The 26724-nt window shown below is 49.8% G+C and carries 30 protein-coding genes; 22 read left to right on the forward strand and 8 right to left on the reverse strand.

The window, feature by feature from the left end:
• Nucleotides 1-21: 21 nt before the first annotated feature.
• From fliS to ACZ5ZZ_RS02700, 12 genes are all read left to right on the forward strand, one after another.
• A complete protein-coding gene (gene fliS, locus ACZ5ZZ_RS02645) occupies nucleotides 22-429 on the forward strand; it encodes a flagellar export chaperone FliS (RefSeq protein ID WP_464120050.1) in 408 nt (135 codons plus the stop codon).
• 23 nt (nucleotides 430-452) lie between these two features.
• Nucleotides 453-878: a hypothetical protein gene (locus ACZ5ZZ_RS02650; RefSeq protein ID WP_464120051.1), complete on the forward strand. Its 426-nt coding sequence runs from the start codon at nucleotides 453-455 to the stop codon at nucleotides 876-878.
• Between the two features lie 146 nt (nucleotides 879-1024).
• Nucleotides 1025-2071 (forward strand): tetratricopeptide repeat protein, encoded by a 1047-nt coding sequence (locus ACZ5ZZ_RS02655; protein WP_464141104.1) that lies wholly within the window; start codon nucleotides 1025-1027, stop codon nucleotides 2069-2071.
• A gap of 1 nt (nucleotide 2072) precedes the next feature.
• The gene (locus ACZ5ZZ_RS02660) at nucleotides 2073-2684 is read left to right on the forward strand and encodes a hypothetical protein (protein ID WP_464120053.1); all 612 of its coding nucleotides are present in this window, start codon (nucleotides 2073-2075) and stop codon (nucleotides 2682-2684) included.
• Nucleotides 2684-4246, forward strand: coding sequence for a glycosyltransferase family 9 protein (locus ACZ5ZZ_RS02665; protein ID WP_464141106.1), 1563 nt, complete (start codon nucleotides 2684-2686; stop codon nucleotides 4244-4246). The genes ACZ5ZZ_RS02660 and ACZ5ZZ_RS02665 overlap by 1 nt, the downstream gene beginning before the upstream one ends.
• 56 nt (nucleotides 4247-4302) lie before the next feature.
• Nucleotides 4303-5757: a glycosyltransferase family 9 protein gene (locus tag ACZ5ZZ_RS02670; RefSeq protein ID WP_464141108.1), complete on the forward strand. Its 1455-nt coding sequence runs from the start codon at nucleotides 4303-4305 to the stop codon at nucleotides 5755-5757.
• Complete coding sequence (locus tag ACZ5ZZ_RS02675) at nucleotides 5744-6427, forward strand: hypothetical protein (protein ID WP_464141110.1); 684 nt, start codon at nucleotides 5744-5746, stop codon at nucleotides 6425-6427. The genes ACZ5ZZ_RS02670 and ACZ5ZZ_RS02675 overlap by 14 nt, the downstream gene beginning before the upstream one ends.
• Nucleotides 6348-8384, forward strand: a complete 2037-nt coding sequence (locus tag ACZ5ZZ_RS02680; RefSeq protein WP_464133237.1) for an ATP-binding protein — start codon at nucleotides 6348-6350, stop codon at nucleotides 8382-8384. Before ACZ5ZZ_RS02675 ends, ACZ5ZZ_RS02680 begins: the two co-directional genes overlap by 80 nt.
• Nucleotides 8381-8734 (forward strand): response regulator, encoded by a 354-nt coding sequence (locus ACZ5ZZ_RS02685; RefSeq protein ID WP_464141112.1) that lies wholly within the window; start codon nucleotides 8381-8383, stop codon nucleotides 8732-8734. Before ACZ5ZZ_RS02680 ends, ACZ5ZZ_RS02685 begins: the two co-directional genes overlap by 4 nt.
• Entirely contained in the window at nucleotides 8731-9312 is a 582-nt protein-coding gene (rsmD, locus tag ACZ5ZZ_RS02690) for a 16S rRNA (guanine(966)-N(2))-methyltransferase RsmD (protein WP_464120059.1), read from the forward strand. Before ACZ5ZZ_RS02685 ends, rsmD begins: the two co-directional genes overlap by 4 nt.
• On the forward strand, nucleotides 9305-9787 hold the full coding sequence (gene coaD / locus ACZ5ZZ_RS02695) for a pantetheine-phosphate adenylyltransferase (RefSeq protein ID WP_464120060.1): 483 nt from the start codon (nucleotides 9305-9307) through the stop codon (nucleotides 9785-9787). Before rsmD ends, coaD begins: the two co-directional genes overlap by 8 nt.
• 17 nt (nucleotides 9788-9804) lie before the next feature.
• A complete protein-coding gene (locus ACZ5ZZ_RS02700) occupies nucleotides 9805-11007 on the forward strand; it encodes a pyridoxal phosphate-dependent aminotransferase (protein ID WP_464141114.1) in 1203 nt (400 codons plus the stop codon).
• A 70-nt stretch (nucleotides 11008-11077) separates the two neighbouring features.
• Here the strand turns inward: ACZ5ZZ_RS02700 and ACZ5ZZ_RS02705 are convergent, their stop codons facing one another.
• On the reverse strand, nucleotides 11078-12295 hold the full coding sequence (locus ACZ5ZZ_RS02705; RefSeq protein ID WP_464120062.1) for a hypothetical protein: 1218 nt from the start codon (nucleotides 12293-12295) through the stop codon (nucleotides 11078-11080).
• Between the two features lie 161 nt (nucleotides 12296-12456).
• On the opposite strand from ACZ5ZZ_RS02705, the gene ACZ5ZZ_RS02710 reads away from it, so the two are divergent.
• Both ACZ5ZZ_RS02710 and ACZ5ZZ_RS02715 read left to right on the forward strand, forming a co-directional pair.
• A complete protein-coding gene (locus tag ACZ5ZZ_RS02710) occupies nucleotides 12457-13368 on the forward strand; it encodes a DUF2802 domain-containing protein (RefSeq protein WP_464141116.1) in 912 nt (303 codons plus the stop codon).
• A 3-nt stretch (nucleotides 13369-13371) separates the two neighbouring features.
• Nucleotides 13372-13614: a hypothetical protein gene (locus tag ACZ5ZZ_RS02715; protein WP_464120064.1), complete on the forward strand. Its 243-nt coding sequence runs from the start codon at nucleotides 13372-13374 to the stop codon at nucleotides 13612-13614.
• Here the strand turns inward: ACZ5ZZ_RS02715 and ACZ5ZZ_RS02720 are convergent.
• Nucleotides 13611-14576, reverse strand: a complete 966-nt coding sequence (locus tag ACZ5ZZ_RS02720) for a hypothetical protein (RefSeq protein WP_464141118.1) — start codon at nucleotides 14574-14576, stop codon at nucleotides 13611-13613. The two genes, ACZ5ZZ_RS02715 and ACZ5ZZ_RS02720, sit on opposite strands and share 4 nt — an antisense overlap.
• A 185-nt stretch (nucleotides 14577-14761) precedes the next feature.
• Between ACZ5ZZ_RS02720 and ACZ5ZZ_RS02725 the strand changes: the two genes are divergently transcribed.
• Nucleotides 14762-15568, forward strand: a complete 807-nt coding sequence (locus ACZ5ZZ_RS02725) for a S1 family peptidase (protein ID WP_464141120.1) — start codon at nucleotides 14762-14764, stop codon at nucleotides 15566-15568.
• 58 nt (nucleotides 15569-15626) lie between these two features.
• Here the strand turns inward: ACZ5ZZ_RS02725 and ACZ5ZZ_RS02730 are convergent, their stop codons facing one another.
• Both ACZ5ZZ_RS02730 and ACZ5ZZ_RS02735 read right to left on the reverse strand, forming a co-directional pair.
• Nucleotides 15627-16136, reverse strand: a complete 510-nt coding sequence (locus ACZ5ZZ_RS02730; protein ID WP_374001263.1) for a hypothetical protein — start codon at nucleotides 16134-16136, stop codon at nucleotides 15627-15629.
• A gap of 125 nt (nucleotides 16137-16261) precedes the next feature.
• Nucleotides 16262-19219: a TolB family protein gene (locus ACZ5ZZ_RS02735; RefSeq protein ID WP_464141122.1), complete on the reverse strand. Its 2958-nt coding sequence runs from the start codon at nucleotides 19217-19219 to the stop codon at nucleotides 16262-16264.
• A gap of 122 nt (nucleotides 19220-19341) precedes the next feature.
• On the opposite strand from ACZ5ZZ_RS02735, the gene pal reads away from it, so the two are divergent.
• The 6 genes from pal to smpB are packed head-to-tail and all read left to right on the forward strand — an operon-like array spanning nucleotide 19342 to nucleotide 23170.
• Nucleotides 19342-19845 carry a peptidoglycan-associated lipoprotein Pal gene (pal, locus tag ACZ5ZZ_RS02740; protein ID WP_464120075.1) on the forward strand — a complete coding sequence of 168 codons (504 nt, stop codon included), beginning with the start codon at nucleotides 19342-19344 and terminating at the stop codon, nucleotides 19843-19845.
• 18 nt (nucleotides 19846-19863) lie between these two features.
• Complete coding sequence (locus ACZ5ZZ_RS02745; protein ID WP_347358989.1) at nucleotides 19864-20175, forward strand: DUF4398 domain-containing protein; 312 nt, start codon at nucleotides 19864-19866, stop codon at nucleotides 20173-20175.
• Nucleotides 20172-20849 carry a tetratricopeptide repeat protein gene (locus ACZ5ZZ_RS02750; RefSeq protein ID WP_464120076.1) on the forward strand — a complete coding sequence of 226 codons (678 nt, stop codon included), beginning with the start codon at nucleotides 20172-20174 and terminating at the stop codon, nucleotides 20847-20849. Before ACZ5ZZ_RS02745 ends, ACZ5ZZ_RS02750 begins: the two co-directional genes overlap by 4 nt.
• Nucleotides 20850-20853: 4 nt before the next feature.
• Nucleotides 20854-21891 carry a tRNA (adenosine(37)-N6)-threonylcarbamoyltransferase complex transferase subunit TsaD gene (tsaD, locus tag ACZ5ZZ_RS02755; RefSeq protein ID WP_464141124.1) on the forward strand — a complete coding sequence of 346 codons (1038 nt, stop codon included), beginning with the start codon at nucleotides 20854-20856 and terminating at the stop codon, nucleotides 21889-21891.
• The gene (gene rsmA / locus ACZ5ZZ_RS02760; protein WP_464141126.1) at nucleotides 21888-22715 is read left to right on the forward strand and encodes a 16S rRNA (adenine(1518)-N(6)/adenine(1519)-N(6))-dimethyltransferase RsmA; all 828 of its coding nucleotides are present in this window, start codon (nucleotides 21888-21890) and stop codon (nucleotides 22713-22715) included. The genes tsaD and rsmA overlap by 4 nt, the downstream gene beginning before the upstream one ends.
• On the forward strand, nucleotides 22712-23170 hold the full coding sequence (gene smpB, locus ACZ5ZZ_RS02765) for an SsrA-binding protein SmpB (protein WP_464141128.1): 459 nt from the start codon (nucleotides 22712-22714) through the stop codon (nucleotides 23168-23170). Before rsmA ends, smpB begins: the two co-directional genes overlap by 4 nt.
• Here the strand turns inward: smpB and ACZ5ZZ_RS02770 are convergent.
• Complete coding sequence (locus ACZ5ZZ_RS02770; RefSeq protein WP_464141130.1) at nucleotides 23115-23774, reverse strand: hypothetical protein; 660 nt, start codon at nucleotides 23772-23774, stop codon at nucleotides 23115-23117. The two genes, smpB and ACZ5ZZ_RS02770, sit on opposite strands and share 56 nt — an antisense overlap.
• A 76-nt stretch (nucleotides 23775-23850) precedes the next feature.
• On the opposite strand from ACZ5ZZ_RS02770, the gene ACZ5ZZ_RS02775 reads away from it, so the two are divergent.
• Nucleotides 23851-24633, forward strand: a complete 783-nt coding sequence (locus tag ACZ5ZZ_RS02775; protein WP_464120081.1) for a hypothetical protein — start codon at nucleotides 23851-23853, stop codon at nucleotides 24631-24633.
• A gap of 146 nt (nucleotides 24634-24779) precedes the next feature.
• On the opposite strand, the gene ACZ5ZZ_RS02780 is transcribed toward ACZ5ZZ_RS02775, so the two are convergent.
• Genes ACZ5ZZ_RS02780 through ACZ5ZZ_RS02790 form a run of 3 tightly spaced genes read right to left on the reverse strand, consistent with a single transcriptional unit; the run spans nucleotide 24780 to nucleotide 26631 of the window.
• Complete coding sequence (locus ACZ5ZZ_RS02780; RefSeq protein WP_464120082.1) at nucleotides 24780-25457, reverse strand: flagellar brake protein; 678 nt, start codon at nucleotides 25455-25457, stop codon at nucleotides 24780-24782.
• Nucleotides 25433-26332, reverse strand: coding sequence for an SAM-dependent methyltransferase (locus ACZ5ZZ_RS02785; protein WP_464120083.1), 900 nt, complete (start codon nucleotides 26330-26332; stop codon nucleotides 25433-25435). The genes ACZ5ZZ_RS02780 and ACZ5ZZ_RS02785 overlap by 25 nt, the downstream gene beginning before the upstream one ends.
• The gene (locus ACZ5ZZ_RS02790) at nucleotides 26329-26631 is read right to left on the reverse strand and encodes a hypothetical protein (RefSeq protein WP_464120084.1); all 303 of its coding nucleotides are present in this window, start codon (nucleotides 26629-26631) and stop codon (nucleotides 26329-26331) included. The genes ACZ5ZZ_RS02785 and ACZ5ZZ_RS02790 overlap by 4 nt, the downstream gene beginning before the upstream one ends.
• Nucleotides 26632-26724: the final 93 nt, after the last annotated feature.

The following is a 26724-nucleotide window of genomic DNA, read 5'->3' on the forward strand; positions in this document are numbered from 1 at the left end:
AACATGATGGAGTGAGGGGCTATGAATAAGAATGCGTATCAGAAGTACAAAACAACTTCCGTGCAAAGTGCCAGCAGGGAAAAAATCCTGCTGATGCTATACGAAGGTGCCATTAAGTTTACCAAGCTGGCGATCAAGGCCGCAGAAGAAAAGAAGATCGCCGATCGCGGCATGAACATCGGCCGGGCCTTCGACATCATTATGGAGCTGAACAACACCCTGGATCACAAGGTCGGTGGTGAAGTCGCTAATCAACTGGAACAACTCTATATGTTCATGATGGAGCAGTACACGAAAGCCAACATCTCTGGCAGTCCAGAGCCGTTGAAAGAGAATCTGAAGCTTCTCAACACTCTTTATGATGGTTGGGTTCAAGCCGTGGAAAAACTGAAACAAGAAGCCAACAATACAGACAAAAAAGCGGGTTAAGAATGAGTCACTGTGGAGGGGACATGACCAGAATCATCACGTTGTTGAACGAAAAGAATCACTACCTCGAGAAGTTCTACTCTTTGAATGAGGTGGAGCTGGCGAACTTTGCCCAAGGGCAGTTCGACAATCTGGAGCACTTCTACCAAACCCGCGATAGAATTCTGGATGTTCTGAAATATGTGGATGCACAGATCGAAAAGGCGCACGACGAAATGGGGGCAGGAGCCGTCATTCCGGAAAATGAGCGCCGCGAGGTGAAAGAAGCCCTGGCTATCAAGGACGAGTATGTTGCCCGCATAATCGAGCAGGATATTCAGGTCCTGGCGTGCATTGAAATGGCCAAGAACTCTATCATCCGTGAGTTGCAGGAAGTCCGCCGCAGCCGTAAAGCAGTTGGTGGTTACAAGACCAAGACCTTCAATCAGCGTCTGGATGAAGAGGTCTAGGAAAAAAATTCCTGACAAAAACATGACGGCAGATTCGGTCAAAGAGTCAAACAACTGGCTGAGTCTGCCTCAGAATCAATTAAAGCACAAAGCACCCTTTGGCATCTGTGTTGCTCCTTCAATTCTGCGCGAGGAGATCACGTCAGATGTTGGAAAATCAGATCGTTCAAAAGTCCAGTGAAATTTCTGGTATTAATTCAAATCCTGAAAGCTATCAGGATGCCCCCAAAATTTATTTTGATCCGCAACAGGCTATTGCCGACTTTGAAGCGGAAGTGTCTGAAGTCAAAGAAGAAAAAATTGTCGATGAGCGTGTGGCCAAGTTCATTCGCAATGCACAAGTGCTGATGAAGCACCGTGAATATCCTCTGGCGATGAATCTTCTCAGAGAAGCCTCGAATAAAGATTCCAAGAATCCGGCGACTTTGAACATGCTGGCAAACTGCCTTGATAAGATGTCGCGCAACTCAGAGTCTTTGATTGTACGCAAGACTTTGGCAGAAGTGGACTATGGCTTTGAAAGTTTGCATGGCTATGCCACTGCTTTGTATAAAGCGGGCCGTGACCAGGAAGCTTTGGATAAGTACTACGAGGCGCTGGCCGTTCTGACTGAAGAGACCTCCACGCTGTTTGAGACTTACAAAAACATGGGTAATATTTTTGTGCGTCAGGGTGATTTTGACGGGGCAGAAGAATACTATAATAAGGCCTACACTCTGAATCCTCAGTCGGATGTATTATTGGTGAATTTCGGCACACTGGAAGTGCAGCGCAATGATTATGATAAGTCTTTGTTCTGCTTCCGCAAGGCTGTTGAAATCAATCCAGAAAACGACAAGGCCTGGGTGGGACTTGCCATGGTACACAGTCAGTTCGGCGATCTTGAACTGGCCTGGGCAAACATTGAATCTGCTATTGATATCAATCCACAAAACCGAACGGCTGTTCATCTGGCGGCGAACTGGGGTCTGCGCGATGGTAAGTTACAAAAAGCCATCGAAGCGCTTCAGGGTTATCTTGCCAGTGTGGAAGAAGACGAGGATATGTCGCTGGTTCTGATCAACTTGCTGTGCAGCGCAGGTCAGGTGGATCAGGCTTTGCTGGAAATGGAACGTGTCCTTCTTTGGAATCCGGATCATCAGGAAGTTCGTAACTTGAAAAAGAAAATCATCGCTTCACAGAAGGTTGCTTAACATGTCAATGATCACATTTTCTGAAAACCACGAATCTTCATTGATTGCTTTTGAAGAAGGTCAGCCTCTGGCCTCTTTGCAGGACCCTCGTGGTGAGGGCTTGAAATGGGCTTACTCTTTGGGTGTTTTGCCGGCCGAACATGTCATCGTTGTCGGTTTGGGTGCGGGTTTCCATGTGGCCGCACTGGCTGACGTCGACCCGGATGTGCGTATCACGGTGGTTGAATCCCGCGAGTCTCTGATCCCGGTGTTCCGTTCGCAGTTCCCCGAGCTTGAAGAACGCGTCGAAATCCGCGTGGTTCAGGATGCTCAGGAACTTTTCAAGTCCGACCTTTTCCAGGAGATCCTGAATCATCGCTCTTTCGTTCTGTCTTTCCGTGAGTGCTGGGGTCAGCAGGCGGACTTCTTCGCCGAACTTTTCTCTCACATGACAGGTCGTTCTTTGGATTCTTTGAAGTATCATTTCCAGGAGTTCGGCATCAACATGAAGGCCCTGTACAATCTTCCTCGTCATAATTTGTCCATTAACGACATTACACCTGTAGTGGAAACATCGGCGATGGCTGAAAAGCAAAAGCAGATGTTTCGAGTGCTCGGTGAGCTGGTGAAATAATGAAAATTCTGGTTCTTTCCCTTTTAAGGCTTGGTGACATCATTCAGCAGGAACCGCTGTTGCGCGCTTTGCGTGCGAAGCATCCTGAGGCGGAGATTCACCTTCTGGTCAACCGTCAATTTTCTCAGGTGGAAAAACTGCTGCAGGGACTGGTGGAACGCTATATCTATTTTGATCGCGAAATGATTCAGCGAGGCCTAGGGGAAGGCGGATTCAACATTCTTTGGTCTTTTTCTCAGGTGCAGGAGCTGGTGAAGTCCCTGGATGTCGAGAACTATGATATGGCATTTAACTTCACTCACAACAAACTCAGCGGCTATCTGCTGGGGGCGTTGGAAATTCCAGTGAAAAAGGGTCTGTATCACAGTGCGGGGCGTTTCCGGGGTTTGGATAATCGCTGGATTCGCTACTTTAATGAGCGCTTTGCGGGTTCGCAAAAGTCACTTTTCCATTACGTCGAACTTTTGGGGAATTCATTTGATTTGCCGGTTCAGCCGCAAGTTCGCGGAGAGAAAAAGAAAAACAAGCGCATTTTGTTTCAGTGCCTGACCAGCAATGAAAAGAAGAACTGGGGGCTAGAGAACTTTGCCCAGTTGAAACGAACTATTGAAGTCGCCTTGGTGGACTATAAGGTTCAAATCCTGGGGGCTTCTTTTGAAAAAGAGACTTTGCTGCAAGCCTTTGCCGAAAAGGATCTGTTGATTTGTGATCTCAATGAGGCCCGTCGTCACCTTCAGGATTGCGCCCTTCTTGTGACCGGTGACACCAGTATCAAACATCTGGCGGCACAACTGGGAACTCCCCTCGTGGAGCTTGTCTTGGGAAGCAGTGATGCCACCAAGACCGGAGCCTTCATTCAAGGGGCTCGGATGCTGACAGCGCAGGTGCCTTGTTCACCGTGTGGGCATTCTCAAGCGTGTTCTCAGCCAAGTCATTTGTGCGCGCAGGATATAACTGTTGAAAAGGTTTTTGAAGCGGTGTGGGACGAGCTGAGTGATGAAAAACATCAGGTGACCCAGTTTGCCCAGGCTCTGGAACGGGCCACTTGGAAGACCTATCTGGATCAGGCGCCTTCGTCCCTGCTGACCGCTGTTCAAGGGCTGTTGCGGGATCAACCTAAAAAAGGAGCCAAAGAGATCCTTGCGGACTTTGCTGAACGTACAGTTCTTTATAGGAGCTGGCAGGCGAGGATCCAGGAGGCTCTGCCTTCTAGAGACATGATGCTGCAGAAGAAGTCGGTGCAGGCGTCGGAAATGGCGGACCTGGTTTTGGTGGCACAGGAAATTGTGCGCTCCAAAAACGATGAAGCCGGCTACTTCCAGGGTTTTGTGGAAGCCCTGATTGCACGTTATACCCAACCGGTGCAGATCGTGGACCGTGTTTTGGCCGCCTTGCAGGAGCAGGGCGAGTTGCTGACTATCCGTGAAGATATTTACCGTCACTTGCAATCTCTCTTCAGGGAAGGAGCGTACTATGCAAAAGGAATTGGACAATTACCTATCAGCGGCTTTGAAGAGACTGGAAAAAGCCTCCAGCGAAATCCTGAAAACGCAGAGCTATAGTAAAGAAGCTGAAAAAATTCAAATGCTCAAAGAGCTTGTGAAGGAACAGATCAAAAATGAAAATACTCGTTCTGCAACTCGCTAGATTGGGCGATATCTATATGACGTGGCCGGCTCTGCAGGGCTTGCGTCGTATGTATCCGAAGGCCGAGATCCATCTGTTGACACGTCCTCGTTTTGAAGGGGCTTTGGTGGGGCTTCAGGCGGTGGATCGTCACTGGTCCTTGCCTTCCAGTGAAATACTGACTCCTCTGGTCCAGGCAGAGCCGGATATTGAAGCCTCTTTGCAGGAAATGGATCGTTTTGTGAGCGAGTTGAAGTCGGAAGGCTTTGACCGAATTATTAACTTCACATTTTCTCCGTTTTCCAGCTACCTGACCCATGCAGTTTCTGAGTTGCATACCGAGGTTCAGGGGTACACCCGCTTTAAAGATGGCAGTTTGTGTCTGGCCGATGAGGTCAGTGCTTATTTTTATGCTCAGGTGGGTTTGGACAAACCCAACAGGGTTCACGTGGCCGATGTCATGGCCTCGATGATTGAACTTCAGTACACCGAAGCGGACTGGAGCATTGCTGAGATTCCGGAATGCAAGTTGACGCTGCCGGAACGTTATCTGGTTTTGCATGTGGGCGCCAGTGATGCCAACAAAGCTTTGTCGGCGGGGGCCTGGGTGCGGGCGCTTCGTCAGTTGGCGCGTCAGTTTACAGAGCTGCCGGTGGTTTTGATCGGTTCTGCAGGGGAAGCGCCGGTGGCATTACAGATTGAAGCTGAAGTGAAGGAACTTCAGTTTGTGAATCTGGCCGGTCGCACTCAGATGTCAGATTTGTTTGCGATTCTTAAAAATGCGGAATTGCTGATCGGCTGCGACAGTGCACCGATTCATGTGGCGTCTTTGACGGACACTCCGACTTTGAACGTCAGCGTCGGACCGGTGAACTTCTGGGAAACGGGTCCGAAAGCCAGCTTGGGCTTTATCTATCGCGCAGAAGATCAGGGAACACTGGTGCCTGAACAGGTGGGAGCCGCGATTGCGAACCTCTTGGCAGGTCATGTGGATCCGGGACTCATTGTTCGAAGTGGCGGTCTTGTGAGTTATGCTCGCGAAGAAGCCGCGGCCGAGCGATTCCAGTGGGATCTGGTTCAGGCACTTTATCTGGGGGGGGAGTTCCCAGTGGCCGAGCGCATGGAGATTGTTCAGGGTGCGATGAAGCTCAATGATATCAACAATTTTGCTATGGAGCAGTTGGGACTGTTGCCGACACTGGGGGTGGAGAAGGTGGCTCCGTTCCTGGACAGTGCTGAAGAAGTTATTTCAAATATTAGCCGAATGGTTCCGGAATTGAGTCCTTTAGTAAGCTGGTATCATGCGGAAAGAATCCGCATTGCACCCGGCACGCTCGAGGAAATCCGTACCGCAACTTTGAATGTGCATGAGCGTTTGAAACGCCATCTTCATGTATACATTCCGCATGAGGCACTCAAGGAAGAGGTAGGCAATGGAGCGCTTTAAAGTCAGCGGAGAAGACCTTCGCAATTTTTATCAAGAGAACATTTCTTTGGCCAAAGTCTTTAGCGACATCGAACAGGATCTAAGACACACCAACCAAGTGGTGTGTCGCTATATCGTCAACGGTCTGGAAATCGCCGAAGCCGACGAAGCCCGTTTTTCCACAGTGACTTTGGAGCAGATTGAAACTCTGGAGTACCTGACTGAAAACAGCCGTGATCTGACCGTACTGGTATTGCGCGGCTGGATGGAGGCTTTGCCGGAACTGATGCAAAGAACGGAGAATCTGGCTAAGCGCATGCGCGTTCAGGGATTGAGTGGTCTGCTCAAGCCCATTCACGATCTGGTGCAGAACTGCGAATTCCTGATCGACAGCGCCATGACGATCAAAGAAACCATGGGAGATCAATTCCTAGGGGGAAGTCCAGTTCGCTGGGAAAAGACCGAAGCTGAAAGTAAAAGAACGGTTCTTGAGGCTTTGCGCGCTTTGGAAAACAAGGATTTTGTTCTTTTAGCCGACGTCCTGGAGTATGATTTGAACAATGTTCTTCAGATGTGGCTGGACCACTTGAGAGTGTTGGAGAAATCACTGAATGGCGAGTACTCAGGGTCTTATTTCGATTCCGAACAAGCTGGATCCAATCCTGTGGGTCGGAAACGTATCGCCAATTAGACTGCCGCATTTCTTCCCGTTTCAAAAGCGGGAGGTTGAGATCATATTCAGAGCCTCCACCAGTGAGGCTCTGCCTCTTTTGCAAACCCAGCGATTTTCCTCGATCTTGGTCCAGGGTTCTTCGGACAGTGATGCCTTGGAGTTCTTATTTAAAGCTCGCACTTTGCAGCCAATGGCGCCGCGCTTGTTGATTGCAGAGGATCTGAATGAACAGGAAGTGCGCGAGGGCATCAATAAGGCTCAAGTTTATCGTTTTATGCGCTGGCCACTGTCGGAGCACGAGATCTGGGAGCAGCTGGATCTGGCGTTGCAACGCCACTCGATGTTTTTGTCCCGCTCCCTGCTGCTGAAGGAATCCTCCCACCAGAACAAACAGCTGGAAGCTCTGACCCATTCGTTAGAGGCGATGGTCGAAGAAAGAACCCAGTACATCGAAATGTCCCACCACGAGGAAAGTGAGAAACTGAATCGTGAGAGGCAACTGATCCGGTTTATCAAGGATCTGGCGACGCAGACCTCTTTCGAGGATATTCTGGCGATCCTGCGCAAGGAGCTTCGCAAGTTCCACAAGATGGGTGACCCCATCTTGTCGTTCCGCCTGGGGGGCGCGAAGACCTTTTTCTTAAGCTTCCAGTCCGGGCATTTCACCCAAACTGAAACGGCCAGCTACTTTGAGTTTCCTAAAGCAGCCCAGGTGCCAAGCCCCGAGCTGACCCGCTATTTTGCGAATCACTTTGGGAGACCTTTTATCAAAGCCTATATTGTGCCCTTTGAGCTGCGTCTGACCAGTCACCTGACCAGCGGGCAGGGTGAGGCTATTTTATGTATTGAAAACTCTTTGAACGACAAAGAGATGGGTCCTTTCATGGACTTTATGAGCGATCGGGTGCGCCCCTTAAGTATGGCCCTGGATCGCGTTCTTTTGGAAAGTCAGCTTTCAGGATTTTCCTATCGCTGGGAAAAAACTTTCGATGGTATGCGTGATCCGATTGCGATTGTGGACATTGACTACAATGTAGTTCGCGCCAATCGCAAGTTCAGCGATCGTTTTATGCACAATAAATGTCATGAAAGCTTTGCTCGTCGTAATGCCGCCTGTGAGGGGTGTCCGGTGCCGCAGGCCCTGAAAGACGGTGCGCCAGCGGCAGGTCAGATTCAGGTGGATGGGCGGATTTATCAGGTGCATAGCTATCCGGTTCTTCTGGATCAAAGCACAAGACCCACCAACGTTGTGAATCAGTATGTGGATATCACTCAATCGCGCGAGTTGTACCTGCGCATGTTGCAAAGTGAAAAAATGGGTGCGATCGGGATGCTGGCGGGCCATATCGCCCATGAACTGAATAATCCTCTGACAGGTTTGCGTTCGTTGTCACAGGTTTTACTGCAAGAGGCGGAGCCTGGCAGCAACCTGCATTCGGATCTGGTGGAAATCGAAAAGGCCACCGCCCGTTCGCAACGAATTATCAAAAATCTTCTGGATTTCTCTAAGGGCGAGGATCAGCCGTCCGAATACATCAGCGTCGATGAAGTGGTCGAAAGAACCCTGCCGATGCTGAAGTCGGCGCTGCGCACCCATCGTCTGGAAGTGGATTTGGAAACTTTAGGGCAGACAGTTTATGTGGAGCCTCATCTTTTGCAGCAGGTGGTCTTTAATTTGATTAACAATGCCTGTCAGGCCATGAAAGAAGCCGGACGTCTGAGTGTGAGAACCCGTCACGATCAGGGGCATGTGTATCTGGAAATTGAAGACACCGGGCCGGGGATTCCAGAGGACATTCGTCGTCGTATTTTTGAGCCTTTCTTTACCACAAAAAAAGAGGGACATGGTACGGGTCTTGGGTTAAGTATGTCTAAGTCAGTCATCGAAAAATTCGGGGGAACCATCGAGTTCCGTAACGTCGAGCCGCATGGCACTTGCTTTGTGATCATGCTGCCGCAAAGGAATGCACCGTGAAGATTTTGATTGTGGATGATGAGGCTCTGGTTCGTCGCTCTTTGAGCCGTGCCTTAAAAGGCAAGGGGCACGAGGTCGTGGAAGCTGTGGACGGCAATGAAGGTCTGCAGTTGTGGCAGAGCTCCAAGCCCGATCTGGTTTTCCTGGATGTTTTGATGCCAGGGCGAACCGGACCTGAAGTCTTAAAGGAAATGCGCGAACAGTCCGAAGCCAAGGTGATCTTGATGTCGGCGTTTGCCGGTGAACATAACATGGAAACGGCTTTGCAAATGGGGGCCAATCTTTTTGTACCCAAACCATTTGAAGATATTTTTGCTGTCGTTAAGATGGCCGAGGATTTGGAAAAATGAGAATTATTGCGGGGAAATATCGTGGACATCAGTTGGTCTCTTTCAATGCAGACCATATCCGCCCCACAACCGATCGAGTCAAAGAGACCTTATTCAATAAATTGCAGTTTGAAATTGAAGGCTCTCGTGTGGCCGATCTTTTCTGTGGCACGGGGAATCTGGGAATTGAAGCCCTGTCCCGTGGTGCTGAGTTTTGCACGTTTGTGGAAAAGAATCCGAAGTCTTTGGCGATCACTCGTCAGAATTTTGAAAAGCTGCGCGTGCCAGCTTCGGATTACAAGATCGTCAATATGGACGTGATTGCCTTCCTGAAATCTTATTCGGGAGAGCCTTTCGACATCATTTTTGCAGACCCGCCGTTTACGGAAAAAATGGCGCATGCAGTGATGGAAGCGGCCAGTGGCAGTGTGGCTTTTGGGCCGACGACTTTGCTGGCCATTGAATCACAGGCTAAAGAAAGAATGGAAGATCGCTACGGCGCACTGGTTCGTTACAGCAAAAAAGAATATGGCGACAAGATCTTGAGTATGTTCTGCCATGAAAGTGCTTTGCAGCAGGAAGAGGAAAACCATGAGTAGAATTGCCGTTTATCCGGGAAGCTTTGATCCGATCACCATGGGACATGTGGATATCATCAACCGCATTTCGCCGCTTTATGATCAGGTGATCGTTTTAGTTGCGCAATCTTCCCAGAAGCAGAGCATGTTCACTGGCGAAGAACGTAAACAATTGATAGAAAAGTCTCTTGCGCATCTGAAGAACGTTAAAGTCGACATCTTTGGTGGTCTGACGGTGGAATACATGAAGAAAGCCAAAGCTCAGGTGATCGTGCGTGGTCTGCGAGCGGTGGTCGACTTCGAGTACGAAATGACCATGGCCAATATGAACCGCAAACTGGCTCCCGACTTTGAAACGATGCTGGTTTTTGCCAGTCCCGAGTACTACTACATCTCTTCGCGAGGTGTGAAGGAAGTGGCGGCCAATGGTGGCGCTTTGAAGGACCTGGTTCCGGACATCGTGATTGATGCCATGAATGAAAAATTGAAAAGATAAAGATAAAGGAGTGTGTCTTGATCCAGCTTTCCAAAAGAGCACAAAATCTAAAGCCTTCCCCAACGCTTTTCTTGGTGGCTAAAGCCAAAGAGCTGGCGGCCCAGGGCCATGATGTGATCTCTTTGACGGTTGGTGAACCGGACTGGCCCACTTTCGCGGGCCCTTCCCAGGCGGGGATTGAAGCCATTCAAAAAGGCATTACCAAGTACACTCCCGCCAACGGAACCGTCGAACTTCGCAAAGCCATTTCACAGAAACTGAAGAACGAATTGGGCTTTGAATATTCGCCCAAGGAAATCACGGTGGCGTCAGGTGCGAAGTACATAATTTTTTCCGCTCTGCAAATGATCTGCTCGCCCGGGGATGAAGTGGTGATCGCAACTCCTTATTGGGTCAGCTATCCGGCAATGGTGGAGCTGGCAGATGGGGTTCCGCATATCGTAGAGTGCGGTGAAATTGAAAACTTTAAAATCACCCCGGCAAAGTTGGAAGCCGCTATCAATGCCAAAACCAAAGGGTTCTTATTCTGTTCACCCAGCAATCCGACGGGCCTGCAGTATTCGGCGGAAGAGCTTAAGGCGCTGGCGGAAGTTTTAAGAAAGCATCCGCAGGTGGTGATCATCTCTGACGATATTTACAACCGTCTGGTCTTTGATGGCAGCCTGGTGGCGCCGCATATTTTGACGGTGGCTCCCGATCTGAAGGATCGTTGTGTGCTGGTGAATGGTGGATCTAAGGCGTATTCAATGACGGGGTGGAGAATCGGCTGGGCAGCGGGCCCGGAGCGTCTGATCACGGCGATGGCAGATTATCAAAGTCAAAGCACCGGCTCGCCCTCCAGTATTTCACAGCACGCTTTGATGGAAGGAATTAGATCATCGGAGGCGGACATTGCTGAGGTTGTGAAAAAACTGGTGGCGCGTAAGAACAGCGGTCTGAATGAGCTGGCCACCGTTCCCGGATTTAAAACGGCAGAGCCGCAAGGGGCCTTTTATTTCTGGGTCGATATCCGGGCCTGTCTGGGAAGAACCTATCAGGATCGCGTGATTCGGACCTCCAAGGACTTCTGTGATGTGCTGTTGGAGAAGTTCTTTGTCGCCACCGTGCCGGGAGCCGAGTGTGGGACCGAGGGGTATATGCGTCTGAGCTTCGCGGTTTCGGAAGAAACCATGAAACGAGGCATCGCCCGCATGAAAGACTTCGTGGGGCAGTTGGTTTAATCAGATTGATCATAGGAAATAAAAAAGGCGTTGATCTCTCAACGCCTTTTTTACTTTAGAGCTTTAAATCTTAGAACAGATTGCGGAAGAAGGACATGATGCGGGCAAAGAAGCCTTCTTCTTTCAGAGGAATCACTTTTCCGCCCACAGAGCTCGGAGCGCGGTTGTCGGCGCACTGGTAAGTCACATCAATGGTTTTACCAGCCGGGACCGGCGTGCTGAAAATCAGGTTCATGCCTTCGATGCGGGATTCAACCACCCCAATACTTGGAGTAATGGTCACATTCACCGCGCCAATGGGGGTGCATTCCAAAGGAATTGAGCTTAAAGAATCTTTGATCTTATCAATGAACAGATTCAGGTTCGTGGAATAATCGCTGTCACAGATACTTCCGATACCACCGCCTGTCAGGTTGGACAGTTCGGCATACTTAAAGCCATAGTGGCTTTTTGCAGAGCCGGTGTCTTGCGCCTGCTTACAGGCGGAATCACCCGGTTTTACGATGATCGAGTTCACGGTGAATCGGCGATCGGCCCCAAAAGTTTGGCGGACATAGTCCACAAAGACCTGTGGTTTGTCTTCGTTTTCCAACGGTTTCAGTTCGCCTGTGTAAACCTGCTGGGAAGCATCGCCCCCGATGCTGCGTTCGTCTTCATCAGAAATAATGATGAAGGCAATCGCAGAGTCCTGACGATAGCAGCCATTGTTCGGGGTTTCATTGTAGTCACCGTTATAGACGTGGTGATAGGCCGCTTTAATTGCCCGCTCATCGTCAGAGTTCTTCCAGCCCGCATCGATATATTCCATCGTGTGCACGAAGACACTGTTCAGGTCAGAAGAGCTTGTTTTTCTAAGGACCATGCCCAGCTGATAACTTTCAGTGGCACTGTTTTGCCAGAAGATTGAAGCCCCCCAGGCAGAATCTGTCGCACTGACGGGCAGAGCGCGCGTCACGGTTGCACACATTTGCCAGTCAATGTTGGACGCCTGAAGCTTATTGACGAAGGAGGAGAGCTTCGCCGCCAACTTCAAGTTGTCCGGTTTCATTGAGTTGGAGTCATCAACAATCAGAACGATATCCAGTTTGTTGTCGGTGGCTTGAACTTGATTTGAGTAGTGAACATCTCTGAGCGGAATATTCGGGGTTGGAGTCGGCGCAATGCCAGTTCCGTCCGTATCTACATCATCAGAAGATGGCGCAGAAAATTTTACAGGTCCACAGGCGGATAGGGCCAACACCAGCAACAGTGAGGTCCAACGAACCCCACGCCATCTTTTCAACGACATAATACAAACTCCCCTTTGTTGCATAATAACACACTGAATTTTCTGTCCCAAAGCGATCTGGGGTCTAGGTCCTGCTTTGATACATTTAGGACCTAGGTCTCATTGTGAGACGGACCAAGCCCATCTAAACTAAAGGAGTGCTGTAGCCGGGGAGGCGATGGGTGAGCTTTTGGGTCTTATTACAAATTCTGGTGAACTTGATTCTTTTGGCCGGGGTCGTTGGTATGTGGGTGCGCTTAAATCGTCCGCCAAAAGATGATCCACGCCTCAGCAAGGGTCTGCAGCTTCTGCAAAGCAAGATCGCGGTTTTAGAAGATCTATCAGATCGCACTGAAACCCAGGTCAATCAGCTCACCGCCTTGTTGGAACAAAAGGTCAAAGACATCCAGGCCAAGATTCAGGCGGCAGACAAACAAATCAGCAAAATCGAACAAAATATGCAAAAGAGTCTGGAAGTGGCCAAGATCTTCCAGGATCGTATTCCCCACACGGAAATCATTGAACGTCAGAACACTGTAAAATATGTCAAAGCCGCGCGCATGGCTCATCAGGGAATGAGTGTGGATGAGATCGCTCGCGAAGTGGATCTGTCCCGTGGTGAAATTGAGTTTATCGCCAAAGTCAACCGCGACCAGCTGATGTTCTGTGAAGAGAGTCTTCCGGAGTGGGTCAACGACGAGGTTCAACAAGAAGCAAACTCGTCGGACCTGAGTGACGTGGACAACATCAGCTTCATGCCTCCACTGCAAAAAGAGATTCCGATTGAAATCAGTACCGCCTTCGAGGTGCCCAAGGCTGATAAAGAAGCCTTGAAGAAACTGGGTGATGCTTTTAAAGCCGCCTGCGAAGAAGTCAAGGCAGAGGAAAAAGCCGCGCAACAGACGGCGAACAATGTATCGGCCTTGTTCAATGTGACTCAGAATATTGCGCAGACGTTCTTAAGTGAAAAGCCGACGCCAGCCGCACCCACTGCAGCGACTGTGGCCACTCAGAAGCCAGTGCAGTACATCGGTGAACCCGAGATCCGTCCTGTGCAATTCCGTCGCATTGATCTGACCAAGGACATGGACTAAGTCATGGCATCCGCGGCTTTTATTCGCTCTTTGGAAAAAGGCCGCATTCTGAACGCCATCGTTGAAGAGGTGACCTCTTCAACAGAGGCTCTGTGCAATTTCCAGGGTGAGCTTTTACTGATCTTCAATCACACGGGCCGCCCCCTTAAAAAAGGCGACCCCATTCAGTTGCAGGTGCAAAGTGTGCACCCCCTGCAGTTTCAGATATTTTCGTCAGGCAGTCCCAAGTTTCAGCGTGTGGTTTAGTTTTCGCACTGACCGGGCTGTTGAAAGTCTTTACCCCTAAAAAGGGTCTGCTTCAGGTAATGAAACTTGGCCGGGTCGTTTTGTTGCAGCTTGTTTGGTTCAAACAGATAAGCCATCACGCTTTCGGCAAAGTCTTCAATTGAATTGCTTTGAGCATAGTTGGACACCCAGAAGGTTTTGCGACCGTTGTGCTGCCACAGTACATCCGGGATTGCGGGGATCATTTCCCAGCCGGTGATTTGCAACCACGGTTCACTGCGATCCAGGTCGTTGCCATCTTCGCGCAGGGCCCACAGGTGGGCAAATTCGTGCAGCAGAATATAGATCTTTTTTTCTTCGCTTAAGGTGTTCCAGAAATCATACACCAGAATCTCGCTGTTGGCGGCGACCGCAGCGCTTTCATTGCGGGGATCTCTGGTGCCCCGACGATAGTGGACGAGCTTCTTGTTTTCAGTAAAACGACTTAGTTCTGTCGGCACCAGGCTTAAGGCTTTTAAGATCGTGCTCAATTCATTTGCTGTCCACGCCGAGGCGTGTTCAAAACGCCAGTGTGACACATTCAGATTAAAGCGGCTGTTCAGGTATAGAACCTTCCAGGCATTTTCTTTTCCGAACAGATACTCCGTGGCGCAGATCACGGTGGAGCAGTATTGAGCCGCTCCACTGAAAGCGCGTGTGTCCTGCCTTGTTTCCCGGTAAGGATCGGCTTCAGTCAGATTTTTAAAGACCCGGATCAACTCTGCTGAGTCGTTTTTGAAAGTAAAACCTTGCGCCGTGGTTCCGCTGATCACGGCATCGGCTCTGTTGTGAAAGTATCGCTGAATTTCTTGATCTGTCTGTGCCACCTCAAAACGGCAGCGGGCCTGACGAATAGAGGCTTCAGAGACAGCATAGTCTGCCCCGGCCCAAGAGGACCAAGGGAGTAGAAGCAGGCACAGAGTCAGCGACAGAAGGGATTTCATGGAGAGTATTTAATGCGAACTCGGGGCCAAGAAATTCGCTGCCAGAAGCGATAAATTCGTTTTAAAGGGGGAATTTCCAGGAAAGGCGGGGGGACTGACAAAAAGGGCGCAAAACTGTCAAGCAATAGACTGGCATTGATCCGGGGTCTTGTAATAAACCTCCGCCCATACAAAACGGAGGCTTTATGAATAAAGCAGTATTATTGATCGCGTCTCTTTTCCTGGTTGTGGCTTGTGCGCCTCAGAATTTTCAGGAACAAACAGTCCTTCCGACAGACTCCTCTCAGATCGTTGGTGGTGACAAGGTTGAAAGCTCCAGCAATATCGGTCGCAGCACAGTGGGTATCTATGAATCCAAACTCGGCTACATCTGTTCTGGAACTTTGATTGCAAAGAATCTGATTTTGACGGCGGCTCACTGTGTGGACCCTAAAGCCAAAGATCTCGTCGTGATCTTTGCACCGGAAATGAAAAAAGCCAGCAAAGAACAGATCCGTCGTGTGACGGGGCAGGTTGTTCATGACGGTTACACAGGTGAAGTGCAAAGCAAGGACACGAATGATATTGCGGTTCTTCGCTTTGAAGGGGAGGCTCCAGCAGGATACCAAGTGGCGCCGATGTTGTTCGATTCAGGTTACCTGAACAACAACGTGCGCACGATCGTTGCCGGTTACGGTCTGAACTGGACAATTCTTTTAAGCAAAGGTGCGGGCACACTGAGAACTGCCAAGCTGTCCATTGAAGATGTAAACTTCTCTCGCACGGAAGTGATGTTGGGTCAGTCTGTGCGCCGTGGAATTTGCAGCGGTGATTCGGGTGGTCCGGCTTATCTGGAACTGAACGGTCGCCTGCATGTCTGGGGTGTGGCAAGTCGCGGAGATTCTTTGCCAGGTCTTCTGACTCCGAAATGTATGCTCTTCTCAGTTTTCACTCGTGTGGATGCCCATCAGGATTTCATTGCCAAAGCAGTGGCTGAACTTCGCGGAAACTAAGCGGATCAGGTATCAAAAACAATTGAGTAAAAAAGAAAAGGCCCCATCGGGGCCTTTTTTATTTGGAGCTCTCTTTGATGAAAAGAGTCATGTAGTGTCGAACCATGTATTCCAGCTTGATCGGCTGACCTTGATAAGTCCAGATCACTTCGCCGAAGGCCCCCCATTTGGCTTCAACGATATGTTCATCCATCACGTTGGTTGCAGTTTGTGCTGCCTCCATGCCCGGAGTTGGAATGTAGTTGGTGCCGATGAAGTTGAAGCGGATGCTGATCTGTCCCGGAGCTTTCAATGAGAAGATCATTTTAAAGCCGTTACGGAAGAGCATGAAGTCTGCGTGAGTTTTGGCGATACCGTAGATTTTAATGCGGCCCAAAGCCGACGGTTTTAGTTCGTTGAAGGACGTTGACGCGTCCACGAACTCGGTTTTCATAGCAAGAAGGAACTGAATCGTGTCGTTGATAAGAATCTTTTCGGCGTCAAAGCCGAAGCTCATATCAACAAGACCGGATTCCTCCATCTGTTGCTCAGCCTTCACAAGTTCTTTAATCCAGCTGATTTTTTCCATGAATCTCCCCCCAAGGTGACAGCATAGAGCGGCATCCTCGCCGCTAGTTGTCGATATCTTCAATAATTTCGAGGGGCTGTGTCTTTGTCAAGATGGAGCGGTTTGGCTCACCGCACTATATCGACTTAGAAGCCGGTTATTTGCAGAGCTGTTGCCAGAACACCTTCCGGACCTTGTTCGGTTTGGAAAGCCACATAGTATCCAGCGACCAAAGTGACGGGGACGACATAGCCCAAAGTGGTTTCCAATTTCAGCTCAATTCCGGAGCTCCAGAACTGCTTCTTATCGAAGGACACGATTTCGGAGGGCTTGGTTTCGTTGATGAAAACTCCGTCCGCGGCTGCGCCATCCACAATCACCGCACCATAGATTCGACGCAGGAACAGAGGGTCCGTGCCTGAGCCACTGTAGATTTCTTTTAGCGGCAGGCGATATTCCGCATTCATGGTGACCAGATTTCGGCCGAACAGCTGCCCGCGCTTGTATCCGCGCAGAATGTACTGTGGCAGGGGGCTGTCGGGAACGAACACCATGGACTCGGTGGACACTCCGTAGATCGAAGACACCTTTTCTGGTATGTGGGCTCCATTGGCTCGTAACATGATGGCGTGATGTTTGGGCAGATAGCGTGAAAGATAGATTTCACCACCCGCAAGGAATTGCGAATGGTTCAGATAGCCATCCTGAGCAATGTAGTTGTAAGCACCCACATAGGCCCCGCCGCCGGATTCAGGAGAAATCTGTGCGCCGGACTCTGAGTAATTGGCATAGTTCAAATAGACAAAAGGGCCCGTGCGCTTGACGGTTGTGTGAACCGCATTGGTGCGTTCGAGGTACTGCCAACCGACTTGCAAGTTGGTGTAAATCGACATCCAGTGGCTGTCGGGAAGGACTGAGAGTTGAGTGCCCGTGTCTTCAATTTCGTTGACGGTGGTGCCCAGATAGTAGCTGCGTTTGTAGGCGAGCAAGGACACAGGCAACGACGTTGTCTGATTCAGATAGCTGCCCAGCAGGCTGCCTTTGTTAAGAGCCGTATCCCAGGAGGCCGCGATGGCATAGGAGTGTTTCTTCAGTGGATCAAATCCTGACGTTTGCGCCTGCAACACCACGCCGGTTTCACTGGAAGAACCGGAAATAAATGGAATCCAATAACGAGGCAGCAGATAGCCGTAGGGGGAATAGTCCTCTACGGTGGCTTCAGCCACCGCCGCTTGGGCTTCAGCCTCGGCCTTCGGATTTTTTTCAACAGCCTCATAGCGATCGCCGACCATCGAGGAAACCTGCGGTAGAAGGGTCGGAGTTTTCTGCCATTCTTCGGGAAGAATCGCGGAAACGCGCAATCCCTGACTGGTCATCTGAGTGGTGAAGATTTCTTTTTTAACCGGGTCCAGATCCGCTGTGAAAAGAGCGGTCAAGGTATGAGAAACAGGTCGGACATTCTGCAGATTCAGATCTGCCAGGTAAAGATTCAGCACACCGTTTTTGCTCGAGGCAAACAAAAGCCCTTCGCTGGTTTTGCGGGCGAAGCGGGCACTGGGGTAGTCGGCAAACAGAATTTCAGGCTGACGCGAATCCAAATTGATTCGATAAAGATTTTCGCTGCCGTCCACTTTGCGCAAGGAGTAGATCAAAGTGTTTTCATCCCAGAAAGTGGGATAGGAAATGCGCTCCTGCATTTTGGGGGACAAGATGATTTCAGACGGAGGATTTTTTTCTCCGTTCAATTTCAGTATTCCCAAATGCGTGCGGTTGCCGTCGAGTTTAACAAAAGCCACTCGTTGTCCGGACGGAGAGACTGCAGGTTCCCGGGCGCGAAGCCCCTTGGTCAGAGCCTGGGCTTTTTTGTTACCCAGATCATAGACAAACAGATCTGAATAACGCTGGATGCGATTGGTGTAGTCGATTTTGTCATAGATCAGCTTTTGCGAATCCGGGAACCAGCTGATGCGCTGGATGCTTCCGGTGGGTGGGCCGTCTTTTTGTGATGCCGGGATAAAGCCTTCGTTAAACCGTTCCACCGTGTTGGCGGCTTTGGCATCCAGGAAGCTTTGCTGCAGGTTTTCTTTGCTGATGATGCGAACTGCACGCGAGTTGCCATCATCTTCGGTGATCACCGCAAGGTACTTCCCGTCCGGAGAGATGGCGGGTGCGCTGACGGACTGAAAATTATTTTTCGGAAGAATGATTTCTGTGGGGCTGACTTCGCGCAAAGTTTTAAGTTGTTCTAAAGCGCGCTGTTCGGTGTCTTTCATCATGTGACCGTATTGGCTGGTGTAACTGCGTCCCATGTATTGGCGGGCAGGGCCTTCAATAAAGTAAGGAACGCGACCACCTTGGGCCTCGTGCAGATCGGCGACAAGGGCGTTGCCATGATCGGCCAGCATCTGGCTCCACATCAGAGAGCCGAATAAGTAGGGACGAGCCCCCTGAGGCCATGTGTAAATGGATTCATTGGCTTCGGCGATGTCGTATTCATAGAAGTTCTGAGCATCCACCATGGCCCGGACCGTGGCATCCTGGTACAAGGAACGCAAACGTCCATGGTGGCCCAGGCGGGTTTCCATCTCCACGGCCACGCCTTCTTTCCACCACTGAGGCATCAGGATGTTCGGAGCGATAATGGTGCCGAACACAGCTCGCAAGGGTTTCATGATTCCGTTGGCCGGCTCAAACGTCAGGATGTGTGTGTATTCGTGGGCCAGAAGTTCAAACGCCCAGTCCCCCGTGTCGGCCAGGCTTTCTTCGGGGCCGGGCAAAACCGGATAGGCCATGATGTGCGGATAGGGGATGCGAGTGGCGTAACCGTTGGTGATGTCCGTTTTGTCGTTGATGACAACGACGGTTTTTTCGGGCTGTGTGCGGAAGTAGGAGCGCAGCTCTGCATAGGCTTTTTCTAATTTTTCGGCGTACAGATACCCAAGGTCCTGCTGCTCGGCATTAAAAATAACTTCAAAATGTGGGGTGTGCAGGGTCTTCCACTTCAGATCGGGCGGAACTTCCAGTTGCGCCTCAGCTTGGAATATCGAAAGGAACGTTGTTATAAGAAGAGACGCCAGCCCGTAAACAAAGGATCTTTTTTGCATATGATTTCTTAGCCGTACAGCAACGCAACATCAATTCGGAAATCTAAGGTTTGACAATGAGCTGCTATAAATTAAAGTTTTTACTGTTAATGATAACGACTCGAACTTCATAGGAGGACATCATGGTTCGTAAATTGGCTCTTGGTCTTGTTGCCATCGCTTTCGTAGCAGGTTGTAAAGGAAAACAAACTCAGTCTGATCAGGACATTCAAACGATGCCTACAGGCGATCAAACGGCTATTGATTCCACACCACTGAGCTTTGACCCAATGGGTTCTGACTCTGGTAAAATCGCTGGTTTGGTGACTGTTCACTTCGGTTATGACAAATCCAGCCTGGATGCTTCTTCCAAAAAAGACATCGCGACTAACGTCGAGTGGATGAAAGCAAATCCTTCTGTACGCGTACAAATCGAAGGTCACTGTGATAATCGTGGTACAATCGAGTACAACGTGGCGTTGGGTGAAAGACGTGCAAACGCAGTTAAGGCTTACATGGTATCTTTGGGTATCCCGGCAGAGCGTTTGAGCACAATCAGCTACGGTAAAGAAAAACCACTTGAGATGGGTGACTCTGAAGCAGCATGGGCGAAAAACCGTCGTGCGAACTTCGTACCTGCTCAGTAATAGTTAGAAAGGCGCAGAGTGAAATTACAGAGACTTTTCATCGGAGTTCTACTTTTTACGGTGATCGTCGGCTGTCAAACTGCGCCAGTTCCAATAGATGACTATTCTCTCGCTCGAGCCGCACTGGATGCGGCTCGTTCTGTTCAAGCGGCCCGACACTCTCCCGGATACTGGCATCAGGCGGAAGAGGCCTATCGCAAGGGACGCATTTACTTCGAAGATCGTGATTACGGAAAAGCCAAAGAACAATTCATCCGCGCCCGTATGGCAGCGGAAAAGGCTGAAAACTCAGCCCGTCTGATCCGTCAGAAAACTGGAGACATCCTATGAAGTTAATTATCTCAGTGGCGGCAGCCTCTTTGCTTTTGACAGGTTGTTTGAAAACTCGCAACGACGTTCGCGACAATCAACAGCGTCAGGTGATGCAACAGCAAGTGGTGACTTTGCAAAAAACCAACGCCGACGCCGCCGGACGTGTGGCCGAGATTGAAGAGCAAATTCGTGAACTGAATGGTCGCGTGGATGTGGTTGAAAATAAGCTGGGTCAAAGCCATTCCGGTGTGGAAAGTGCTTTGAAGGCTTCTCAGCAGCAAAATGTCGACTTAAATACCAAAGTCAGCATTATGCAAGAAGCCCTCGCAACCATGGAAAAGCAGATCTATGCGCTGAACACGGAAGTCAATGCTTTGCGCGCCGAACGCGTGGCCAATGCCCAGGCGGCTGAAAAAGCGGCCAAACAGGCGAAAAAAGACCCTTATGAGGCGGCTCAGGACCATTTCAATAAGAAAGACTGGAAGCAGTCCATCCTGAACTTCCAAAAATACCGTGATGAAAATCCGAAAGGTCCTAAGTTTGCGGATGCGACTTACAAAATCGGGGTCTCTTTCCAGGAATTGGGCATGAAAGACGAAGCCAAAACCTTTTATGACGAGGTGGTCAGCAAGTTTCCGAAGTCAGAAGAGGCTCGTCGTGCTAAGATCCGTTTGAAGGGTTTAAAAAAGTAATATCGTGATTGAAAGAGTTCTGGCCATTGAAACAAGCTGTGATGACACCTCTGTGGCGATCGTGGATCGCACGGGCTGGGTGCACTCCGTGGTGGCCGCTTCTCAGGATCTGGATCACGAAATCTATGGCGGTATCGTTCCTGAAATCGCCGCCCGAAACCACTCCATCGCCTTAATTCCGCTGATCGAAGAAGCCTTTAAAAAAGCCAACATGAACTGGTCCGACGTTCAAGGGATCGCCGTGACCAATCGTCCGGGTTTGATCGGGGCCCTGATTGTGGGCTTGGTGACGGCGAAGTCGCTGTCCCAAGCCAAACATTTGCCTTTTTTGGGTGTGAATCATCTGGAAGGTCACTTGCTGGCGCCGTTCCTGCGCGATGATAAGTATGCTCCACCGGAAGACTTCGGTTATCCGTATGTGGGGCTGGCGATCAGTGGTGGACACACAAGTTTGTATCAAATCAAAGGCCTTGGCGATTACCGCATTTTGGGTGCCACCAAGGATGATGCTGCCGGAGAATGTTTCGATAAGTTTGCCAAGATGGCGGGTCTGGGGTTCCCTGGTGGAGTCCGCGTGGATCAAATGGCCAAAACCGGCAACCCCGAAGCTTTCGAATTCCCGCGCAGTATGATCCATGATGACACTTTCGATATGAGCTTTTCGGGGCTCAAATCCTCGGGTCAGCGCATGATCGAGCAGTTGGGGCCTGAACTGGTTCAGGAAAGATTGCCGGATCTGTGTGCGTCTTTCCAGGAAGCTATCGTCGATGTGTTGATTGCAAAATTAGATCGCGCTGCCAAAGTGTTCCGCTCAAAGCGGGTGATTTTAACCGGCGGGGTGAGTGCGAACTCGCGCTTGCGTCAGCGTGCTCAGGAATGGGCCGACAAAAAAGGTTACACTTTGGTGATTCCGCCTCTTCGTTATTGCACTGATAACGCCGCGATGATTGGTTATGTGGGGGCTTTGCGCATGGCCCGCGGTGAAGTTTCAAGTTTGGATCTGGGGCCATCGCCTCAACCTTTAGGTACGGATTTTAGATGAGTAATTCCAGAGAACGTCTGCAACGCGCGCAAGAAGCCATGGGCATTGCCGCCAAAAAATCTTTAGGTCAGAACTTTCTGGTCAGTGACACGGTCATTGAGCGCATCATCAATCAGGTGAAGGCTTTTGAGCCCGAAGCCCTGATCGAAGTCGGTCCGGGCCCGGGGGCTTTGACGGATCTGTTGCGTGAACTGAATTTGCCGTTGCAGTTGATTGAACTGGATCATGCCATTGCGGCTTACTGGCGCGACGAGGGAATGCCGGTCATTGAAGAAGATGCCCTTCGCCTGGATTGGAAGCAGTTTTATACCGGAAAACGCGTGGTCTTTGTCAGCAACCTGCCTTATCAGATTTCTTCCAGTATTGTGGTTGAAAGATCTCTGGAAAACGAAGGTGTGGCAGCGATGGTGCTGATGTTCCAGAAGGAAGTGGCCCAAAAGATACGCGGTTCCGTGGGGGCTGAGCTTTACGGTCTTTTAAGTGTCTTTGCACAAACTTTCTGGAAAATTGAAACCGTGACAGAAGCCGGTCCCAGGGACTTCCAGCCGCCTCCGCGGGTGGCCAGCCGAGTGTTGTCCTTTGAGCGTATTGAGTCTGAGGTCAAAAACCGCAAGGCTTTCCTGGGTTTTGTGAAGTCGGCCTTTGCGCAAAGACGTAAGCTTCTGAAGAAAAATTTGTCTGGTATTTTAAGTCAAAAGAAGCTAACTGAAGAGCAGCTGATCGGTTGGCTGTCAGAACTGGGCTTTAAAGAAACCGCCCGTGCTGAGGAGCTCAGTCCGGCTCAGTTCGTAAAGCTATACAAGCATTTTGGATTTGAAGAATGAGTGAAAACATCCTGATTGTTCATGAGAACAAAAAAGCCCGGTTTGATTACACGATCGTAGAAACCTACGAGGCGGGCTTGCAGCTTATGGGCAGTGAGGTGAAATCCCTGCGCAACAAGGATGTTCAGCTGAAGGATTCCTACATCTCTTTCAAAGGGGATGAGGCCTATTTGCAAAATGCCCACATCGCTGAATACAAAGCGTCCAGCTATAACAATCACGTCCCGGAAAGACATCGCAAGCTTTTGATGCATAGAAAAGAGCTCGATGAAATCTTCGGGGCTTTACGTGAAAAAGGTTATTCCTGCGTGCCGTTGAAGATCTACTTCAAAAACGGGCGCGCGAAACTTCAGATTGCTTTGGTGAAGGGGAAAAAGACTCACGACAAGCGTGAGGCGATCAAGAAACGCGACGTCTCTGATCAAATTCGTTCATCTCTACGACGTTCTCGCTAAGGATAAATTCTTCCTTAATACCCAGGCGCGCGCGTTTTTCAGACAATAAAGTCTTCCAGGCGGCATAGGCCTCGCGATTCTGCGGATCGATGCTGAGCTTTTCCAAAAGTTTCAGTTCGGTTTCCGTGTTCGCTTTCAGGGCGCGATAGAAGTAATCATAGGTCATGGAAAGATCGCGGAAGTCATCTTCTTCCGGGATTTGATAGTCGGGGATATGCCACTGACCCAGCATCAATTGGTGCATGTGCTTTTCCATGCTGACCAAAGGGGACAGCAGATTTTTGGTCATGCGGATACTGAGGAACAATGTCACGCCGATCAGGAAGACAAAGCTGGCGGCCAGGAAAATGCGCAGCCACGTTGTTTCGCGTTCCAGGTGCTGAACCAGGCTTGGATAGGTGTCGTAAGCCAGACTTTTGAACAGGTCATAGTTCTGATTAATAAAGTAAAAGGCCGGAATCAGGAACAGCAACGCTCCGCCAGCGACGGCTGTGATCATGTACCAGCTGTATTTGTACTGAAAGGCTTTATTCAGAATAAAGCGACGCGGGTGTTGCCCGTGTGGTACGCGTTGAGGTTCGATGACTCTTCTACCGTATAACATAGGTTCCTTATCGGTCTGTTGTGTTTTGAGTAGAGTCCAATTATTCTCAAAAAGATTCATTCGTAAGGAGAACACCATGAGTTTACCACTCGCACCTTCTTTTGCAGGGTCCAAGGCGCAAGATACATTGAGACTTAAGTCTGTTTTGACTCTTCTTTTCTGTGTCTTGGTCGTGATGCTGTCTTTCCTGGAAGCCAGGGCAGAAGCAGAAGGTCCGGGCGGCGGGGCATTGGTGGATGAAAACTATTCTTTGAAAGCAGACCGCGAGGCTTTGGAGGCTCTTCGCAAGAACATTCCTGAAGAGGTCCGCAAGGAAAACGATGAAAAGGCCTTCATGGACGGACTGGTGTCAGATCTTTCCAGGTCTCCATCCGAGGTTCGCAACCAATTTAGTTCGATTGTGAATAAAAAGCGCAGTGCCTTTAACAAAGACATGACCAAGGCCCGTGAACAGTTCGGCAAGCAGCAGAAGAAAGAGCGCGATGAGTTCACGAAAGAACTGGCAGATCAAAGGAAGGCTTTTGCCAAGAAAAAGGCGACGTCGGACGAACGCCGGGAATTCTATGATGATCTGGAATCCAAACGTAAAGATTTCTATGCAAATCAAAAAGAAAAGCGTGATTCCTTCGAAGCCGACATGCGCGACAAACGTAAGAACTTCGACGACTACATTCGCTCTAAAACCGATGAATTCAACCAGCTTCACCGCGACTATTCCAAACGCTTTGAAGAAAACAAGAAAGCTCTGGCCGATCAGAAAAAACAAGCCGAGCTAAAAAAGAAGCAGCTGCAACAACAACTCGATCAGGAATACGAATCGATCCGCAAAAAAGACCCGACAGTCCTAGGATCGGAGTAAAAGGTGCCTGGTTGTTTTTTCTGGCTACGACGCATCAGTCGTGGATTGTCGTAACTAAGGTGAGCCCCAGTGCGAGATTGTGCTGGTTTTTTTTGTTTTTTGTGGGGTCTGCTGCGCAGTAGCCAGAAAAAACAACCAGGCACCTTTTAACGGCGGAAGATTTCTTTGTGGATTTCTAGAGTGATTGCGAAGAGTTTGTTTTCCAGAATCGGAGGCAGCGGGGTGAACTCAATGCCGAAGGTTTGGATGACTTTATTGCTGTCATCGACCTTGATGTGACGGACGACGCCCTGAACTTCGATCGGAGCTCGTTTGCCAATCAAGAGATGACCTGTGACCTGGTCGCCGACTTTCATCAGTGGGGCATCCAGGCGATAGATCACGCGGCAACCCTGTCCGCTGAGGTCGGCCAGTTGTCCGGTGATTTTCTGCGGTTTCTGATTCACCAGAATGATATTATAGAACGCATGGTAACCATCCGGAATATGCACTCGGTAATTCTGGCGGCGTTGCAGGTGATAGAGTTCCTGTGGAACCGGGATCAACACCTTGCCATTTTGAACTTGCGCCTTGGCCTGGAAGTAATACTTTTCACCGCCTAAAAAGAAGTGTCCCAGATATTCTTCCTGATCCTTCATTTGTGTCGGGGATTCAAAGGTGCATTCCAAAGCCTGAAGTTTGGAGTTGAACAGCTGCACTCGCAGTTTGCAGATCAAGTCGTCGGTGCCCTTGCACAAAAACTCGCCACGAGCTTTTGCCATATCATCCCAAAGTTTCGCCTTTTCGTCAGCGCGACTTATCAGCTTGAAGGTGGTTTGATCCATACCGTGACCTCGTGCTTGTTGTGGTGCAAATGCTGAATTCGGGTGTTTTCCATCTGCAAAAACTTTTTCAGTGTCTTGTAGTCAGTCTCACCTTGGAATTTTATCGTGCAAACGAAGTTTGAGCAAAGTCCTGAAGCTTGCCAGGTCTGTACCAGCTCCAGCAGTTTTTCAGGGTAACAAATAATATCGGAGAAGAACCAATCAATGCGGCCAAGATCTTCCGGCTTCACATTGAACGCATTGGTCTTCATAAACTTCACACCCGGCAGGGCCGCAATGGAAGGCTCCAAAGGAGCTCGGTCGATACTGATGACTTCGCAGCCCACACGTTGAAGCACCCACGTCCATCCCCCGGGGCAACTGCCGAAATCAACGACCTTCTGACCTGGTTCAGGACGGATGCCATAGACGGTGAAAAGCTCCCACAGTTTCAGGTAAGCCCGGGACGGCGGTGTTTTTTTGTCTTCGTTGAATTTTACTTCCCCTAAAGGAAAGCGGGAGTTCGTGGTCGGGGAGGCCAGCAGCGTGTTTTTATCCAACAAAGTCCAGGCTCCCAGATTGTCTTCAGGAAGTTCGCTGAGGAAATCCAGAACACGCGGACGCAACTTCGGAAGCTGGTCCTGAATCAGTTGGGCGCGGCGATGATTTTCGAAGGTATAACAAGCCCAGAGTTTTCCCAGGCTCTTTAATGCCTTGGCCGCTTGGGAAATGGATTCAAACGGAATGATCTGGGCATCAAGCCAAATGTTTTGGGCCCAGACAGAATTCTGCAAGGGCCCATCAGTGAGTACCAGATTCCCGTGAACCGACTTTACGTCTTTAAGCTCTTCAAGAAGTTCTGGCAGAAATTTTTCAGGGGCAAGATACGCGATCATGCCGCCTTAGTTGCCACAGCCGGAGTCAGAAGTCCACGGTTATCCCAGACGGTCATGCAGTCGGCCCAGAACTTCTCTTTAATTTTGATATCGCCAGGACCCATTTTTACCTTTGGGAAATCCTGTTTGTCGAAATGCTCTGTAAACTGACTTTCGTTGCAGGCACGAACAACCTTCATCATCAGATTGAAGTGCGCTTCCGTGAAAGGCTTGTTATCCACGAGCATTTTTCTGAGACCGCCCTCTGGAGTGTGCAGCAGGAAATTATAGAGGTTCGGTACATCATATTTTTGACTCATAATGAGACTCCCTTTTGTAGGTTTGGTTACTTTCATATTATCGGATGCCCCTGCGGAGTTCTTAAACCCGGTTCATCGACTATGGTCGTGGAT

This window comes from Bdellovibrio sp. HM001 (assembly GCF_055397275.1).

Bases quoted from the DNA above. Each gene is read 5' to 3' on its own strand.
- ACZ5ZZ_RS02670 (WP_464141108.1), top strand. From the start codon at position 4,303: ATGAAAATACTCGTTCTGCAACTCGCTAGATTGGGCGATATCTATATG.
- ACZ5ZZ_RS02675 (WP_464141110.1), top strand. From the start codon at position 5,744: ATGGAGCGCTTTAAAGTCAGCGGAGAAGACCTTCGCAATTTTTATCAA.
- ACZ5ZZ_RS02665 (WP_464141106.1), top strand. From the start codon at position 2,684: ATGAAAATTCTGGTTCTTTCCCTTTTAAGGCTTGGTGACATCATTCAG.
- ACZ5ZZ_RS02750 (WP_464120076.1), top strand. From the start codon at position 20,172: ATGAAGTTAATTATCTCAGTGGCGGCAGCCTCTTTGCTTTTGACAGGT.
- ACZ5ZZ_RS02705 (WP_464120062.1), bottom strand. From the start codon at position 12,295: ATGTCGTTGAAAAGATGGCGTGGGGTTCGTTGGACCTCACTGTTGCTG.
- pal (WP_464120075.1), top strand. From the start codon at position 19,342: ATGGTTCGTAAATTGGCTCTTGGTCTTGTTGCCATCGCTTTCGTAGCA.
- fliS (WP_464120050.1), top strand. From the start codon at position 22: ATGAATAAGAATGCGTATCAGAAGTACAAAACAACTTCCGTGCAAAGT.
- ACZ5ZZ_RS02720 (WP_464141118.1), bottom strand. From the start codon at position 14,576: ATGAAATCCCTTCTGTCGCTGACTCTGTGCCTGCTTCTACTCCCTTGG.
- ACZ5ZZ_RS02650 (WP_464120051.1), top strand. From the start codon at position 453: ATGACCAGAATCATCACGTTGTTGAACGAAAAGAATCACTACCTCGAG.
- ACZ5ZZ_RS02735 (WP_464141122.1), bottom strand. From the start codon at position 19,219: ATGCAAAAAAGATCCTTTGTTTACGGGCTGGCGTCTCTTCTTATAACA.
- rsmA (WP_464141126.1), top strand. From the start codon at position 21,888: ATGAGTAATTCCAGAGAACGTCTGCAACGCGCGCAAGAAGCCATGGGC.
- rsmD (WP_464120059.1), top strand. From the start codon at position 8,731: ATGAGAATTATTGCGGGGAAATATCGTGGACATCAGTTGGTCTCTTTC.
- smpB (WP_464141128.1), top strand. From the start codon at position 22,712: ATGAGTGAAAACATCCTGATTGTTCATGAGAACAAAAAAGCCCGGTTT.
- ACZ5ZZ_RS02725 (WP_464141120.1), top strand. From the start codon at position 14,762: ATGAATAAAGCAGTATTATTGATCGCGTCTCTTTTCCTGGTTGTGGCT.
- ACZ5ZZ_RS02715 (WP_464120064.1), top strand. From the start codon at position 13,372: ATGGCATCCGCGGCTTTTATTCGCTCTTTGGAAAAAGGCCGCATTCTG.
- ACZ5ZZ_RS02780 (WP_464120082.1), bottom strand. From the start codon at position 25,457: ATGGATCAAACCACCTTCAAGCTGATAAGTCGCGCTGACGAAAAGGCG.
- ACZ5ZZ_RS02660 (WP_464120053.1), top strand. From the start codon at position 2,073: ATGTCAATGATCACATTTTCTGAAAACCACGAATCTTCATTGATTGCT.
- ACZ5ZZ_RS02730 (WP_374001263.1), bottom strand. From the start codon at position 16,136: ATGGAAAAAATCAGCTGGATTAAAGAACTTGTGAAGGCTGAGCAACAG.
- ACZ5ZZ_RS02790 (WP_464120084.1), bottom strand. From the start codon at position 26,631: ATGAGTCAAAAATATGATGTACCGAACCTCTATAATTTCCTGCTGCAC.
- ACZ5ZZ_RS02775 (WP_464120081.1), top strand. From the start codon at position 23,851: ATGAGTTTACCACTCGCACCTTCTTTTGCAGGGTCCAAGGCGCAAGAT.
- ACZ5ZZ_RS02770 (WP_464141130.1), bottom strand. From the start codon at position 23,774: ATGTTATACGGTAGAAGAGTCATCGAACCTCAACGCGTACCACACGGG.
- coaD (WP_464120060.1), top strand. From the start codon at position 9,305: ATGAGTAGAATTGCCGTTTATCCGGGAAGCTTTGATCCGATCACCATG.
- ACZ5ZZ_RS02680 (WP_464133237.1), top strand. From the start codon at position 6,348: ATGGCGAGTACTCAGGGTCTTATTTCGATTCCGAACAAGCTGGATCCA.
- ACZ5ZZ_RS02785 (WP_464120083.1), bottom strand. From the start codon at position 26,332: ATGATCGCGTATCTTGCCCCTGAAAAATTTCTGCCAGAACTTCTTGAA.
- ACZ5ZZ_RS02655 (WP_464141104.1), top strand. From the start codon at position 1,025: ATGTTGGAAAATCAGATCGTTCAAAAGTCCAGTGAAATTTCTGGTATT.